This window comes from Sporanaerobacter sp., from assembly GCF_047830725.1.
Lineage (GTDB): Bacteria > Bacillota > Clostridia > Tissierellales > Sporanaerobacteraceae > Sporanaerobacter.
In genome coordinates this window covers 468,284-484,099 of record NZ_CP181252.1, presented here as the reverse complement: position 1 = coordinate 484,099, position 15,816 = coordinate 468,284, and the positions used below count along the sequence as shown (strand labels likewise).

Sequence of the window (15,816 nt, the reverse complement as noted above, 5' to 3'; positions counted from 1 at the left end):
ATGCAGAGGTGATCAGTATGTATTTTAAAAAAATCATAGGGCAAAGATGCTACTTATCTCCAATAAATGTGGAGGATTATGAAAAATATACTGAATGGGTCAATGACATGGAAGTAGCTGGAGGGCTTATATTTGCATCTCAACTCATTGGACTTGAAACTGAAAAGTCAATTTTAGAAAGAATTTCTACTAGTGGATATAATTTTGCTATTGTAGATATAGAAAAAGATGAGCTTATTGGGAATTGTGGATTTCCAGAGTTAGATCACTTAAATAGAGTAGGAGAAGTAGGATTATTTATTGGCAACAAAGATTATTGGGGCAAAGGTTATGGTCAGGAAGTCTTAAAACTTATGTTAGACTTTGGCTTTAATATACTGAATTTGCATAATATTTTTTTGAGGGTATATTCATTCAACAATCAAGCTATAAAATGCTATAAAAAAGTGGGATTCAAAGAGGCAGGTAGAATTCGTGAAGCAAAATTTGTAGCTGGAAAAGCCTATGACGAAATTTTTATGGACATTTTAGATACAGAATATACATCAATTTATATCAATAATATAATAGATAAGAAATTGCAGAAATAAAGAAGGAAGAGGTATGAAAAAAGTGAGTCAAACGACTCACTTTTTTTATCTATGCATTTGCTTTCTTTTTAGATAGATTCTTTATAGCTTCTACTAGAAGTATTACTGCCAATATAAATAATAGTATGCCAAATACAACTAATACTATTTGTCCGCTTGCAATATTATCTTTTATTAGTAGAACCAATGCACTTAATGTTACAGCAAACATAAATACCATAGGTATAGTGAACATCTTGTTGTTTTTGCCTAAGTTACTCATCCAAACAGCAAGAGCCATCAAAGCTAAAGCTGATAGCAATTGATTAGCTGAACCAAACAATGGCCATATAGCATCCCATCCTTTGAAGGCTAGAATTCCGGAGAGTACAACTGTTATCAATGTAGCAACATAACGGTTTGTAAGTGGAGATTTTGTGTTTTCTTTTTGGAAGTCTTCAAAGAATTCCTGAAATACAAATCTTCCCAATCTAGTAGAAGTATCTAAGCTTGTCATAGCAAAAGCTGAAACTGCCAATGCAGCAAAGCTTGTTCCAGTTGCAATTGGTATACCAAAACTTGCCATAAAATTCCCTACACCATGAGAAAATACATTTACAGGTCCGCCATCTCCAAGGAGATTTGACAATTCGCCGTGACTTATATATCCTGCAGTAATGATTGCTACTATTGCTACAACACATTCTATAAGCATTCCGCCATACCCAATAAGTTTTGCATCGCTTTCTTTATTTAACTGTTTTGAAGTGGTTCCAGAACCAACTAGAGAGTGGAAACCAGATATTGCTCCACAAGCTACAGTTACAAACAACATAGGAAATATTGGAGTATTGTCTACATTAAATCCAACAAATGGCGCTAATTGCAAACTAGGATGTGTAACGAAAATTCCAATGATTGCTCCTATAATCAATGCATATAGCAAAAATGAACTTAGATAATCTCTAGGTTGCAACAATATCCATACAGGAACTACACTTGCAACGAAAACATATGCAAGTAGTATGAAAATCCAAGCTTCTTTTGAAAGTACAAGTGGGAATACCATTCCTAGCCATATACATAAGAACAACAATATAACGCCGATTACTGTACTGATTCCTAGTGGAACATTTTTTCTGTATACAAAGAATCCAAACAATATAGCTAGTACTATGAATAATAATGATGAAGTAGCTGCAGAAGGAACACTTACGAAAGTATTAGCTGTGATATTTGTAAATGCAGCAATGATGAGTAGTAGTGTCAACCAAGCAAAAATTGAAAACAATCGCTTACCTTTTTTGCCCATATTTGCTCCTATTATTTCACCTATAGATTTTCCACCATGTCTTATGGAGGCAAATATGGAACCAAAATCATGTACTCCTCCAAAGAATATACCACCTAACAAAATCCAAAGCATAACAGGTGCCCATCCAAATATTGCAGCTTGGACAGGTCCTACTATTGGTCCTGCACCAGCTATGGATGAAAAGTGATGTCCTAGTAGTACTGGAGCTTTAGTTGGAACGTAGTCTATTCCATCTTCTTTTGTATGAGCAGGAGTTTCAGACTTATCACTTACTCCCCATTGGTTTGCCAAATAACTTCCATAGGTCTTGTAAGCGATATAAAATAAAACAATTCCTATAATGACTAACCATACAGCGTTCATTTAAATTTCCCCCTTGTTATTTTGTTATAAAACTACCCTCCTTTCTATATATACTTAACTACATTTTCATATAGAAAATATAGTTATTTGCTTTTTTCTAAAATTGACTGATAAAAGGATTTCATTGCTTTTCCATCTTTATTTGTATAAAGTTTATTCTCCGTTAAATCTATGAGAAAAAGTCGAATATCACAAAAACCTTTAAGTCCGAAGGCAAAAGTCTTATGACATTTGAACTTTTTGCCTATTTTAATGGCTTCATCACTAAAGCCCTTATTACATATGTAAATTCCATTTATAATTGTAGACATGTGTTCATCATCAGGTGTGACGATTTTTTCGGAGAGAGATTTTAGAAAGTTTGCAAAATTTATAATATCATTTGCATTTGCTATTTCATCTTTAGATTTTACGATACAGTGTTCATGATTTTCATAAGCATCTATTACAGATTTTTTACTGGCAATATATCTTTCGTTTCTAACAAATGACTTTGCATATATGGAAAGGTTTTCCCCATGCATATTATAATCTTCAAATATATCAAAATATTCTTTCCACGAATTTTTAAGATTATAAATGTATTCTTGACTGTTCATATGTGGTCTCCTTATCTTAAGAATAATGACAAAAAAGTAATATATATCTTTAACAATATAATATCACTACAGAAAAAAATGTCAACTTTATCAAATGAGACATACTTTTGTATAAATGACTCTTTATATCCAATAAGATAAAAAAATGACACTTATATTAAAAATGTGAAAGTGAAAGCATAAAATATAGGCTAAAAAATTTTTTATAAAAAATGAACATTCATATCATACAAAATATATGCAAACGAAAGTTCATAAATGTTCAATACATACTGAACATTAAAAAACAATATTTAAATTATTCATTGACTATTATAAACAATATTGATATTATATTTATAGATAATTCAAATTCGTATAGAGGAGGGGCTACTGTGGAGAATATAAAAAAATTGTTCGTGGAGAAAAAAGAAGGATATAATGTGGAAGCAAAACAACTTTTAAGGGATTTGAGAGAAAATCTTAATATATTTGGACTTAAAAAAGTTAGAATTTTAAATCACTATCAAATAGGGAATATACTTAAGGAAGACTTTGAAAGGGCAGTAAATACTATTTTTTCAGAGCCTAATGTAGATATGGTCTATGAAGATATATTTCCTATAAATGAAGGTGATTATTTTTTTAGGGTAGAATATTTGCCAGGCCAATATGATCAAAGAGCAGATTCGGCAATTCAATGTTTGGAAATACTCACAGGAAAGAAAAATTACAAAGTTACTACTTCAAAGATAGTAGTTTTAGAAGGAAATATAAATAAAGAAGAATTAGAAAAAATTAAGAATTATTATATAAATCCTGTGGAATCTAGGGAAGTTCCTTTGGATATGATTACACTAGACACTAAGTGGGATGAACCTTGGGATGTAGAAATAGTAGATGGATTTATAGAAAAAAGTGCTGAAGAAATTGAAGCTTTAAGAGAAAAAATAGGATTTGCTATGGATGTTGAAGATTTAAAATATTGTCAAGAGTATTTTAAACTTGAGGAAAAGAGAGATCCTAGTATTACAGAATTAAAAGTAATAGATACTTATTGGTCGGATCATTGTAGACATACAACTTTTATGACTAGCGTTGAGGAAGTAAGATTTGAAGATGGGTTCTATAGAGAAATATTTGAAGAGGCTTTTAAGGAGTATTTAAAATCTAGAAATTATGTATATGGAGATAAGGAAAAACCTGTTTGTCTAATGGATATGGGAACTATAGAGAAAAAGGAGCTCTTGAAAAAAGGACTTCTTGATGATTTGGAAGAATCAGAAGAAATAAATGCTTGTAGTATTGAAATAGATGTGGATGTAGATGGGAAAAATGAAAAATGGCTTTTGATGTTTAAAAATGAAACTCACAATCATCCAACGGAAATAGAGCCTTTTGGTGGAGCAGCAACTTGTCTTGGAGGAGCTATAAGAGATCCCCTTTCTGGAAGAGCTTATGTATACCAGGCCATGAGAATCACAGGTAGTGGAGATCCAAGAGAAAAAATCGAAAATACAATTCCCGGGAAATTACCTCAAAGGAAAATAACTATAGGGGCCATGAAGGGATATAGTTCTTATGGAAATCAAATAGGAATTCCAACAGGATATGTAAGGGAAATATATGATGAAAATTACATTGCAAAGAGAATGGAAGTTGGAGCAGTCATTGGAGCTAGTCCAAAGAAAAGCGTCATAAGAGAGACTCCAAAGTCAGGAGATTTGGTTTTGTTGGTAGGTGGAAGAACTGGAAGAGATGGACTAGGTGGAGCAGTAGGTTCATCTAAAGAACATGATGAGGAATCTATATATACTTGTGGCTCTGAAGTTCAAAAGGGAAATCCTCCAATAGAGAGAAAGATTCAAAGACTTTTTAGAGATGAAAATGTAAAGAAAATGATTAAAAGATGTAATGATTTTGGTGCTGGAGGGGTTTCTGTAGCTATTGGAGAGCTTTCTGATGGATTAGATATAGATTTAGATAAGGTACCTAAAAAGTATGAGGGATTGGATGGAACAGAAATTGCTATTTCTGAATCTCAGGAGAGAATGGCAGTTGTCATAGATAAAAATGATTTAGAGAAGTTTAAAGAATATGCAAAAGCTGAAAATGTTGAAGTAACAGTTGTAGCAGAAGTCACAGATGATGGTAGACTTACTATGAAGTGGAGAGGGAAGAATATAGTAGATATAAGTAGAGAATTTTTAGATACCAATGGAGTTAGAAAAAAGACAAAGGTATTTGTAGAAGAGCCAAAGGATTCGAATTATTTTCAAACTATTCCAAAGAATGTGGAAAAAAATTTAGATAATATAAAAGAAGCTTTTATTTCGAATATGATGAATTTAAATACTTGTAGTCAAAGAGGATTGGTGGAAAAATTCGACAATACTATAGGAGCTGGAACGGTTCTTATGCCTTTTGGAGGCAAATATAAACTTACACCTGTAGATGGTATGGTAGGAAAAATTCCTGTTTATAGTGGACAGACAGATACTTGCTCTATAATGACTTATGGTTTTGAGCCTAAAATTTCAAAATGGAGTCCTTTCCATGGAGGAATGTATGCTGTTATTGATTCTATAGGAAAAGTTGTGGTTTTGGGTGGGGATTATAAAAAGACAAGACTTACATTCCAAGAATATTTTGAAAAGCTAGGTGAAGATGAGAAAAAATGGGGGAAACCTTTTAGTGCACTATTAGGTGCTTATTTAGTTCAAAAGAAATTGTCCATACCTAGTATTGGTGGAAAAGACAGTATGTCAGGAACTTTTAAAGAACTAAATGTTCCTCCAACTCTTATAAGCTTTGCTGTAAATGTAGGAAAGGCAAGCAAGATTATATCACCAGATTTTAAGAAAAGTGGAAGTTCTGTAGTGCTTGTGCCAATTGCAATAGATGAAAAGGGTATGCCAGATTTTGAAGAATTGGATAGAAATTATACTAGAATAAATGAATTGATAGAAAAAAACAAGATACTTTCAGCCAATACTATTAAATATGGTGGTATAGCTAGATGTGTAAGTGAGATGGCTTTTGGAAATAAGATTGGATTTGTTTTCAATGAGAAAATAGTTTTAAATGAACTTTTCACTCCAAAGCATGGCTCTATTCTAATTGAAATAGATGAGAATGAAAATGTAGATGCATTGTTGAGTGGAATAAATTATGAAATACTTGGTACTACTGTAGATGGTGAATATATAGAAGTTCTTAAAGAGAGAATACAATTAAATGAACTGATTGAAAAGTGGGAAGAACCTCTTAAAGATGTATTTCCTTTTACAGAAGAAACAAAGGAAAATGTAAAATGTATAGAATACAAGAAAGGAAACAAAATCCATAAGAAAGTGAGTATTGGAAAGCCCAGAGTATTTATACCAGTATTTCCGGGGACAAATTGTGAATGGGATACAAAGAATGCTTTTGAAAGGGCTGGAGGAGTGGTAGAAACTTTTGTATTTAGAAATTTAAGTAGCGAAGATATTGATTATTCTATTGGTGAAATGACAAGGCTTATAAATGAATCTCAAATAATAGCTATTCCAGGGGGATTTAGTGCAGGAGATGAACCAGATGGTTCAGGAAAGTTTATAGCTACAGTATTTAGAAATCCATATATAAGTGAAGCGGTGATGAATCTTCTAAAAAACAGAGATGGACTTATGCTTGGAATATGCAATGGATTTCAGGCTCTCATCAAGCTTGGTCTTCTGCCTTATGGTGAAATAAGGGATATAGAAGAAAATTCTCCAACTCTTACTTTCAATAAAATAGGAAGCCATGTTTCTACTATGGTCAATACAAGAGTTGTTTCAAATTTATCACCTTGGTTTAACAATGTTAAAGTAGGAGATATTCATACTATACCTGTTTCCCATGGGGAAGGAAGATTTGTGGCAGATGAAAAACAATTGTCTATTCTCATAGAAAATGGACAAATAGCTACTCAATATGTAGGAGTGAATCCTAATGGCTCAGTAGAAGCGATAGAAGGAATTACTAGTCCTGATGGAAGAGTATTAGGGAAAATGGGGCATTCAGAAAGAATAGGAGAAAATATTTGCAAAAACATACCAGGAGAAAAAGACCAGAAGATATTTGAAGCAGGAATTGGGTATTTCATCTAAGTCCTTTCGGACTTAGACGAAAATTTATAATTTGGGCTTTAGCCAACATAGGAGGGTTATTTATGAAGGTTGCTATTGTTATGGGAAGTATATCAGATAAGGAAGTAGTGGATAAAACTATTGATATTTTAGAGAAGTTTCAGGTTGAATATGAAGTTAGAGTTATATCGGCTCATAGAACTCCGTTTACGGCTATGGATTTTGCTAGTTCTGCTGAGGAAAAGGGTATAGAAGTCATCATTGCAGTGGCAGGAAAGGCTGCTCATTTGGCAGGAATCATTGCAGGAGTGACTACATTGCCTGTTATAGGTCTTCCTGTGAAGTCCTCTACTATGGATGGATTAGATTCTCTTCTTTCTACAGTGCAGATGCCAAAAGGAGTTCCTGTTGCTACAGTAGCTATAAATGGAGGAGAAAATGCAGGAATATTGGCTGTTCAAATGTTGTCTATAAAATATGAAAATTTAAGAGAAAAGCTTAAGGAATACAAAGAGGAAATATCTGAAGAAGTTGAAAAAATGGATGAAAAGGTGAGAAGGAGATAAAAAATGTGCGGAATAATAGGGATATATGATACAGAAAATAGGGATATTTCAAAGATGCTTTATTATGGATTATATGCTCTACAACATAGAGGACAGGAAAGTTCAGGAATGGCAGTAAACAACAATGGTTTTATAGATTATCATAAGGATTTAGGATTGGCTCATGAAGTTTTTTCTGAAGAAATCATAAATAGACTCCGTGGCAATATTGGAATAGCCCATGTAAAGTATGGAACCAATGGAGAGTCTAATAGTATAAATGCAGAGCCTTTGGTAGTAGGATACAAAAAAGGGGCTCTAGCTATTTCGAGTAGTGGAAAGATAATCAATTCAAAGGAAATAAGAGAAAAGTTAGAAGATGAGGGAACTATATTTGCTACAGATACAGATGCAGAAGTTGTGGCAAATTTGATAGCAAGATTTCACAAAGATGATATAGAAATGGCTATTGTAAATGCACTAAAGAGTATAAAAGGTTCTTATACTATGATACTTATGACTACAGATAGGCTCATTGGAGTGAGAGATCCTTATGGAATGGGGCCTCTTTGCATAGGGAAGCTTGGAGATGACTATATATTGAGTTCAGAAACCTGTGCATTAGATACTATAGGGGCAGAATTTTTCAGGGATGTAGAACCTGGAGAAATGGTAGTCATAAAAGATGGGAAAATAAAAAGTATAAAGAGTGAAAAAATATGTGATAAAAAGTTTTGCATATTTGAATTTATATATCTTGCAAGGCCTGATAGCAAAATTGATGGAGTCAGTGTATATCTTGCAAGAAGAGAAGCGGGGAAACTTCTTGCCAAGGCTAGTTCAGCAGAGGCGGACATAGTCATTTCTGCACCAGATTCAGGAACAGTTGCGGCTATTGGTTATGCAGAACAATCAGGAATACCTTATGCAGAAGGTCTTATAAAAAATAAGTATATAGGAAGAACTTTTATAGAACCTACTCAAGAACTTAGAGAACAAGGAGTTAGATTGAAGCTAAATGTATTGAAGGAAAATGTGGAAGGAAAAAGAGTAGTTCTTGTGGACGATTCAATAGTTAGGGGAACTACTATGAGAAGAATAGTGGGAATGCTTAAAAGTGCAGGAGCTAAAGAAGTTCATTTAAGAATTGCATCTCCACCTGTAATGTATCCTTGCTATTTTGGATTGGATACTACAAAGAAGAATTTAATAGCTGTGGAAAAGTCTATTGAAGAGATAAAAGAAAGTATAGGAGCAGATTCCCTTGAATATCTTTCACTTAAAGATCTCATAAAAGGAACGGGAGAAGAAGGAGTATATTGTACTGGATGTTTAAATGGAGTATATCCTATGGATATAAACAAGAATTAAATAGGAGGGGAGTAAAACTATGAAATTGACATATAAAGATTCTGGAGTGGATAAAGAAGCAGGATATAAGGAAGTCAGTATGATAAAGCAGTTCATAAAGAATACTTATACAGAAGGTGTTGTGTCAGATATAGGTGGTTTTGGAGGAATGTTTGCTCTAAATACTTTAGAATACAATGAGCCAATTCTTGTATCTGGAACTGATGGAGTTGGGACAAAGTTAAAGATTGCATTCATGATGGATAAGCACAATACTATAGGAGAAGATTGTGTGGCTATGTGTGTAAATGATGTATTGTGTCAAGGAGCAAAGCCATTATTTTTCCTTGACTACATAGCTACAGGAAAATTAATTCCAGAGAAAATGGCAAGTATTGTAGAAGGTGTAGCTAATGGCTGCATAAAGGCAGGATGTGCATTAATTGGTGGAGAAACTGCAGAGATGCCAGGGTTTTATGCTGATGGAGAATATGATATTGCAGGATTTGGAGTGGGAATAGTAGATAAAAAAGATATAATAGATGGCTCTAAAATAAAAGAGGGAGATGTACTCATTGGACTACCTTCTAGTGGTGTTCACAGCAATGGTTATTCTTTGGTGAGAAAAGTATTTTTTGAAAAAGAAAAGATAAGCCTTGATAAATATTTTAGTGAATTTCAGTCTACATTAGGAGAAGAACTACTAAAGCCCACTAGAATATATACGCATCCAATGTATGAATTGATAAAAAAATTTAATATAAAGGGAATAAGCCATATAACTGGTGGGGGATTTTATGAAAACATACCTAGAATGTTGCCAGAAGGACTTACAGCTGTTGTGAATACTAAGGTTATAGAAACTCCTTATATATTTAGTTTGATAGAAAAGTGTGGGAAAATCGAGAGAGATGAAATGTATGCTACATTTAATATGGGCATAGGAATGGTATTTGCTGTAGACAGTACTGAAGCTGATGCTGTCATGAGTTTTTTAAATGAAAAAGGTGAAAAAGGAGTATTCCTTGGAGAAGTTCAAAGAAAAGAGGAGAAAATAATTTTATGCAACCAGTAAAAATAGGGGTTTTAATATCAGGTGGTGGAACTAATCTTCAATGTATTATAGATAAAGTGAAAAGTGGATATATAAATGGAGAGATATCTTTAGTTATTTCCAATAAAAGTGATGCTTATGGACTTGTAAGGGCGGAAAGAGAGGGCATAGAGGCTATTTGGATAGATAAGAAAAAATATTCTACAGAAGAAGAGTACAATGATGCTATAATTGAAGAATTAAAAAATAGAGATATAGAATTGGTAATACTAGCAGGATATTTAAAAGTGCTTTCAAAGAAATTTGTCACAGAATACAAGGGAAGAATCATAAATATACATCCATCTTTAATACCTAGTTTTTGTGGAAAGGGATATTATGGAGAAAAAGTTCATGAGGAAGTTCTTAAGTATGGAGTGAAAGTTTCTGGGGCTACAGTTCATTTTGTAGATGAAGGTACAGATACAGGACCTATAATACTTCAAAAGGCAGTAGAAGTAAAGGATGATGATACAGTAGAGTCCCTAAAGGCAAGAGTTTTGAAGGTAGAACATGAAATACTTCCTGAAGCAGTAAAATACTTTTGCGATGGGAAAATTTCATTAGATGGAAGAAAAGTAATCATAATGAGGTGATATTGTGAAAAGGGCTTTAATTAGTGTATGGGATAAATGCGGTATTGTAGAATTTTCAAAGAAATTAGTTTCTCTAGGTTGGGAGATAATCTCTACTGGAGGAACTAAAAAGGTTCTTGAAAGTGAAGGAATAAATGTAATAGATATTCAGGATATAACAGGATTTCCTGAAGCTTTTGATGGCAGAGTAAAAACTCTTCATCCTAATATTCATGGTGGAATACTTCATATAAGAGATAATGATGAGCATTTAGCTACTCTTGGCAAACTTCACATAAGTCCTATAGATTTAGTAGTTAACAATCTATATCCTTTCAAGGAAACGGTGAATAAAGAAGGGGCTAGTCATGAAGAGATAATAGAAAATATAGATATTGGTGGGCCTTCTATGATTAGAGCAGCAGCTAAAAATTATAAATATGTGACAGTAGTTGTAGACCCTTTGGATTATGAAAAAGTTCTCAATGAATTAGAGGCTAATGGAGAAACTACATTGGAAACAAGGAGATATTTAGCAAGAAAAGTATTTGAATATACAAGTCATTATGACAGTCTTATTTCAAATTATTTCAATGAAATAGATAATGTAGAGTTTCCAGAAAAGCTTAGTATGACTTTTGAGGCAAAAGAAGAGTTGAGATATGGAGAAAATCCTCATCAAAAGGCAGCTTTTTATAAAGAAGTTGGCAATATTCAAGGGACTATTGCTGGAGCTATAAAACTTCATGGCAAAGAATTGTCTTTCAACAATATAAATGATGCAAATGGAGCATTGGAAATACTTAAGGAATATGATGAACCAACGGTGGTAGCAGTTAAACATACAAATCCTTGTGGCATTGGAAGTGGAAAAGATATTTATGAAGCTTATAAGAAGGCTTATGAATGTGACAAAGTATCTATATTTGGAGGCATAATAGCAGCCAATAGAGAAATAGATCAAAGAGTAGCAACACTTATAAATGAAATATTCATAGAAATAGTCATAGCTCCTTCTTATACGGAAAAAGCATTAGAAATACTTTCTTCCAAGAAAAATATAAGAATACTTAAAATAGATGATATTATGAAAAATGATTACAAATCTTGGGATGTAAAAAAGGTATTGGGAGGCATATTGATTCAGGAAAGAGATAATGTACTTCTTCAAGATGAATTGGAATTTGTAACTAAAAGGAAACCGACCCAAGAAGAAATGAAGGATTTGCTTTTTGCTTGGAAAGCGGTGAAAAATACTAAATCCAATTCAGTGGTATTAGCTAAAGATTGTGGAACTATAGGTATTGGCATGGGTCAGGTAAATAGAATATGGGCTGTTGAACAGGCTATAGAACATGGCATGGAAAAGGTAAGGGGAAGCGTTATTGCATCGGATGGATTTTTCCCCTTTAGAGATTCTATAGACTCACTTTCAAAAGCAGGAGTCACTGCAGTTATTCAGCCTGGAGGTTCTATTAGAGATGAAGAATCTATACAGGCAGCAGATGAAGCTGGAATTGCCATGGTATTTACTCATATAAGACATTTCAAACACTAAAAATTTATGAGAAAGAAGGGATATATTTGAAAGTATTAGTTATAGGCAGTGGAGGAAGGGAGCATGCTTTGTGCTATAAATTAGCTCAAAGTAAAAGAGTGAGTAAAATATATTGTGCTCCAGGGAATGGTGGAACTAGTAGTATAGCGGAAAATGTAAATATAAATCCTAAAGATATAGAACTTCTTTTGAGTTTTGCGAAGACCAACAGCATAGACTTGACTGTTGTAGGTCCAGAGGATCCATTGGTATCTGGAATTGTTGATAGATTTGAAGAAGAGGGTTTAAGAATATTTGGGCCTAAAAGGGAAGGGGCAATTCTTGAAGGAAGTAAAATATATTCAAAGGAGTTTATGGAAAAATATCATATTCCTACGGGAAAATATAGTAGCTTTAAAAATCCAGAGGAAGCACTAAAGGGTCTTGAGAAATTTTCGTATCCCTTGGTCGTAAAAGCTGATGGTCTTTGCTTGGGAAAGGGAGTAGTTATATGTCAATCAGAAGAAGAAGCTGAAAAGGCTATAGAAGATATGATGAAAGATAAAGTATTTGGCTCTGCTGGAGAAAATATTATTATAGAAGAGTTTTTAACAGGTATAGAGGCTTCTTTGCTTTGTCTTGTGTCTTGTGGGAAAATCATTCCTTTGGAAAGTGCCAGAGACTATAAAAAGATATATGATGGGGATTTAGGCCCCAATACAGGAGGAGTAGGATGTTTTTCGCCAAATCCAGCCTTGACTAACGATATTCTTAAAGAAATAGATAGAACTATTCTTCAAAATATAAAAATCGGATTAGAACAAGAAGGTATTGATTATAAAGGAATTTTATTTATAGGACTTATGCTTACAGAAAAAGGGCCAAAAGTATTGGAATTTAATGTGCGATTTGGAGATCCTGAAACGGAAGTAGTACTTCCTAGACTTGAAAGTGATATAGTAGATATATTCGAGAAAACTATAGATGGGACTATTAGAAAAGAAGATTTAAAATGGTCAGATAAATGTTGTGTAACAGTGGTAGCTACATCTGAAGGATATCCAAAAGAATATGAAAAAGGCAAAGAAATTTCTGGAGTAGAAAATTTAGATAAAGAGTTGATTCTTTTCCAAAATGGAACTAAAATAGTAAATGGGAAACTTTTAACAGATGGAGGCAGAGTTCTTTCTGTTACAGCTCTTGGAGAAAATTTTGAAAAGGCAAGAAAAAAGGTTTATAATGGAATAGGGAAAATCTACTTCCAAGGAATGAAATATAGAAATGATATAGCAGATATTTGAAAAGTTTTATAGTATATTGTACAATACAATATGTTTTAGCAGTTCCAAATTTTAGTGAAGGCAGAAGAAAAGGAGTCATTGAAACTATTGTAGACCAAGTTTCCCTAAAAGAGATGGATTGATTGGTTGCTAGAAAGTAAACTGTCTGGGCCAGTCAAACTTGAATATTTATTAAATTCCTTGGAATACTATTTGGAACTGGAAAGATTAAGAATATAAAAAATATTTAAAACTCATCTTATGGAATAAAAGGGTGGGAAAAACAAGGAGGGAAAAAATGAAAACTGATGTTCAAATTGCACAAGAAGCTAAAATGGCACCTATTGTAGAAGTAGCTAAAAAAGTAGGGCTAGAAGAAGACGATTTGGAATTGTATGGAAAATATAAAGCTAAAGTTTCCCTTGATGTATTGAAGAGAATGGAAAACAAGCCAAATGGAAAGCTTATATTGGTTACAGCTATAAATCCAACTCCAGCTGGAGAGGGAAAGACTACTGTAAATATTGGATTGAGTATGGGGCTTAACAAAATAGGTAAAACCGCTATTTCAGCTCTTAGAGAACCTTCACTTGGACCATGTTTTGGAGTTAAGGGTGGGGCTGCAGGTGGAGGATATGCACAAGTAGTACCTATGGAAGATATAAATCTTCATTTTACTGGAGATATTCATGCTATAACTACAGCTAACAATTTGCTTTCAACTCTTATAGACAATCATATTCATCAAGGAAATCAATTAAATATTGATCCAAGACGTATTACTTGGAAAAGAGTTATGGACATGAATGATAGAGCCCTTAGGAATATAGTTATTGGTCTTGGTGGAAAACCAAATGGAGTTCCAAGGGAAGATGGTTTTGATATAACTGTAGCATCAGAAATCATGGCTATTCTTTGTTTATCCAACGATCTACAAGATTTAAAAGAAAGAATAGGCAATATTATAGTAGCTTATAATTATGGTGGAGAACCAGTATATGCAAGGGATTTAAATGCAGCAGGCCCATTGGCCTTATTACTTAAAGATGCTATAAAGCCAAATTTGGTACAAACTTTGGAAAATACTCCTGTGTTTATTCATGGAGGGCCTTTTGCCAATATTGCTCATGGTTGCAATAGTGTATTGGCAACAAAAATGGCTTTGAAATTAGCTGAGTATACAGTGACGGAAGCAGGATTTGGTGCTGACTTGGGAGCAGAAAAATTCTTTGATATTAAATGTAGATTTGCAGGGTTAAAACCAGATGCAGCAGTTATAGTGGCTACAGTTAGAGCTCTTAAAAATCATGGTGGAGTACCAAAGGAAGAATTAAATATAGAAAATTTAGAAGCTCTTAAAAAGGGTTTTGAAAATCTAGAAAAACATATAGAAAATGTTCAAAAATATGGAGTACCTGCAGTAGTTGCTATAAATGAATTCCCAACAGATACAGAAGCTGAAGTTGAATACGTAATCAATAGATGTAGAGAATTGGGAGCAGAAGCAGTTCTAACGCAAGTTTGGGCAAAGGGTGGTTTAGGTGGAGAAGAATTGGCTAGAAAAGTAGTTGAAGTTGTTGAAAGCAAACCTTCCCAATTTGCACCACTATATGATGTGAATTTGACTATAAAAGAAAAAATAGAGACAATTGCAAAAGAAATATATGGAGCTGATGGAGTAGAATTCACTCAAAAATGCATAAAGGATATAAAACAAATTGAAAAATTGGGATTAGATAAGATGCCTATATGTATGGCTAAAACTCAGTATTCATTGTCAGACGATCCTAAACTTATTGGAAGGCCAAAAGGATTTGAAATAGAAGTAAGGCAAATTCGAATATCTGCTGGAGCAGGATTTTTAGTAGCTCTTACAGGAGATATAATGACAATGCCAGGGCTTCCAAAAGTACCAGCAGCAAACAATATGGATATTCTGCCAAATGGAGAAATCGTTGGCTTGTTCTAAATAAAATGATGTATAAAAAATCTAGGATAAAATGTCCTAGATTTTTTATACATTTGTATTTTACGGTTCATAAAAAAGTTGAAGATTTTGTTAATAAAGTGTTAAAATTTTGTTTTTTAGAAGGGTTTTCCAAGTTAAAGTAGAATAGAGTAAAGTAATAAAGGAGGTGTGCTTATGAGTTACAACTCTAAAATAAAAGATGAACAGATAGATTCTTTTTTTGAAGCAATACTTAAACTTGAAAACTTAGAAGAATGTTATCGCTTTTTTGAAGATATATGCACTGTAAAAGAAATACAATCTATTGCCCAAAGACTTGAAGTAGCCAAGATGCTTAGAATGAACAAGACCTACAATGAAATTGAAGCTAAAACTGGAGCTAGTACAGCTACTATAAGTAGAATCAGTCGAGCTCTTAATTATGGAGCAGATGGATACAATTTAGTACTAGATAGGCTAGGATATCCCAAAAAAGAAGATGATGAAATATGAAAATTTCTCCTTTAGGAGAAATTTTTTTAATAAAGGAT

The 15,816-nt window shown here is 33.2% G+C and carries 12 protein-coding genes; 10 read left to right on the top strand and 2 right to left on the bottom strand.

The features are described from left to right. The first annotated feature begins 17 nt into the window (after positions 1 to 17). Complete coding sequence (locus ACFWUA_RS02350) at positions 18 to 590, top strand: GNAT family N-acetyltransferase (protein ID WP_416198565.1); 573 nt, start codon at positions 18 to 20, stop codon at positions 588 to 590. A 49-nt stretch (positions 591 to 639) separates the two neighbouring features. Here ACFWUA_RS02350 and ACFWUA_RS02345 read toward each other — a convergent pair whose 3' ends face one another. Together ACFWUA_RS02345 and ACFWUA_RS02340 are read right to left on the bottom strand one after the other, a co-directional pair. After that, positions 640 to 2,247 (bottom strand): carbon starvation protein A, encoded by a 1,608-nt coding sequence (locus tag ACFWUA_RS02345; RefSeq protein ID WP_416198564.1) that lies wholly within the window; start codon positions 2,245 to 2,247, stop codon positions 640 to 642. Positions 2,248 to 2,330: 83 nt separating this feature from the next. Continuing rightward, the gene (locus ACFWUA_RS02340; RefSeq protein WP_416198563.1) at positions 2,331 to 2,846 is read right to left on the bottom strand and encodes a hypothetical protein; all 516 of its coding nucleotides are present in this window, start codon (positions 2,844 to 2,846) and stop codon (positions 2,331 to 2,333) included. A gap of 374 nt (positions 2,847 to 3,220) precedes the next feature. Between ACFWUA_RS02340 and ACFWUA_RS02335 the strand changes: the two genes are divergently transcribed. The 9 genes from ACFWUA_RS02335 to ACFWUA_RS02295 all read left to right on the top strand — a co-directional run bounded on the left by ACFWUA_RS02335 (position 3,221) and on the right by ACFWUA_RS02295 (position 15,778). Further along, positions 3,221 to 6,958 carry a phosphoribosylformylglycinamidine synthase gene (locus ACFWUA_RS02335; RefSeq protein WP_416198562.1) on the top strand — a complete coding sequence of 1,246 codons (3,738 nt, stop codon included), beginning with the start codon at positions 3,221 to 3,223 and terminating at the stop codon, positions 6,956 to 6,958. 62 nt (positions 6,959 to 7,020) lie between these two features. Beyond that, entirely contained in the window at positions 7,021 to 7,503 is a 483-nt protein-coding gene (gene purE, locus ACFWUA_RS02330; RefSeq protein ID WP_416198561.1) for a 5-(carboxyamino)imidazole ribonucleotide mutase, read from the top strand. 3 nt (positions 7,504 to 7,506) lie between these two features. Then, positions 7,507 to 8,853, top strand: a complete 1,347-nt coding sequence (gene purF, locus ACFWUA_RS02325; protein WP_416198560.1) for an amidophosphoribosyltransferase — start codon at positions 7,507 to 7,509, stop codon at positions 8,851 to 8,853. Positions 8,854 to 8,872: 19 nt separating this feature from the next. Continuing rightward, positions 8,873 to 9,907, top strand: coding sequence for a phosphoribosylformylglycinamidine cyclo-ligase (purM, locus tag ACFWUA_RS02320; RefSeq protein WP_416198559.1), 1,035 nt, complete (start codon positions 8,873 to 8,875; stop codon positions 9,905 to 9,907). Then, positions 9,895 to 10,521 (top strand): phosphoribosylglycinamide formyltransferase, encoded by a 627-nt coding sequence (gene purN, locus ACFWUA_RS02315; protein ID WP_416198558.1) that lies wholly within the window; start codon positions 9,895 to 9,897, stop codon positions 10,519 to 10,521. Before purM ends, purN begins: the two co-directional genes overlap by 13 nt. A 4-nt stretch (positions 10,522 to 10,525) precedes the next feature. Beyond that, positions 10,526 to 12,058, top strand: coding sequence for a bifunctional phosphoribosylaminoimidazolecarboxamide formyltransferase/IMP cyclohydrolase (gene purH / locus ACFWUA_RS02310; protein ID WP_416198557.1), 1,533 nt, complete (start codon positions 10,526 to 10,528; stop codon positions 12,056 to 12,058). 26 nt (positions 12,059 to 12,084) lie between these two features. Further along, positions 12,085 to 13,338, top strand: a complete 1,254-nt coding sequence (gene purD / locus ACFWUA_RS02305) for a phosphoribosylamine--glycine ligase (RefSeq protein ID WP_416198556.1) — start codon at positions 12,085 to 12,087, stop codon at positions 13,336 to 13,338. 277 nt (positions 13,339 to 13,615) lie between these two features. Continuing rightward, positions 13,616 to 15,286: a formate--tetrahydrofolate ligase gene (locus tag ACFWUA_RS02300; protein ID WP_416198555.1), complete on the top strand. Its 1,671-nt coding sequence runs from the start codon at positions 13,616 to 13,618 to the stop codon at positions 15,284 to 15,286. Positions 15,287 to 15,460: 174 nt separating this feature from the next. Beyond that, positions 15,461 to 15,778, top strand: a complete 318-nt coding sequence (locus tag ACFWUA_RS02295; RefSeq protein ID WP_072742544.1) for a YerC/YecD family TrpR-related protein — start codon at positions 15,461 to 15,463, stop codon at positions 15,776 to 15,778. Positions 15,779 to 15,816: the final 38 nt, after the last annotated feature.

Bases quoted from the DNA above. Each gene is read 5' to 3' on its own strand.
- ACFWUA_RS02345 (WP_416198564.1), bottom strand. From the start codon at position 2,247: ATGAACGCTGTATGGTTAGTCATTATAGGAATTGTTTTATTTTATATC.
- ACFWUA_RS02295 (WP_072742544.1), top strand. From the start codon at position 15,461: ATGAGTTACAACTCTAAAATAAAAGATGAACAGATAGATTCTTTTTTT.
- ACFWUA_RS02340 (WP_416198563.1), bottom strand. From the start codon at position 2,846: ATGAACAGTCAAGAATACATTTATAATCTTAAAAATTCGTGGAAAGAA.
- ACFWUA_RS02350 (WP_416198565.1), top strand. From the start codon at position 18: ATGTATTTTAAAAAAATCATAGGGCAAAGATGCTACTTATCTCCAATA.
- purE (WP_416198561.1), top strand. From the start codon at position 7,021: ATGAAGGTTGCTATTGTTATGGGAAGTATATCAGATAAGGAAGTAGTG.
- purF (WP_416198560.1), top strand. From the start codon at position 7,507: ATGTGCGGAATAATAGGGATATATGATACAGAAAATAGGGATATTTCA.
- ACFWUA_RS02300 (WP_416198555.1), top strand. From the start codon at position 13,616: ATGAAAACTGATGTTCAAATTGCACAAGAAGCTAAAATGGCACCTATT.
- purM (WP_416198559.1), top strand. From the start codon at position 8,873: ATGAAATTGACATATAAAGATTCTGGAGTGGATAAAGAAGCAGGATAT.
- purN (WP_416198558.1), top strand. From the start codon at position 9,895: ATGCAACCAGTAAAAATAGGGGTTTTAATATCAGGTGGTGGAACTAAT.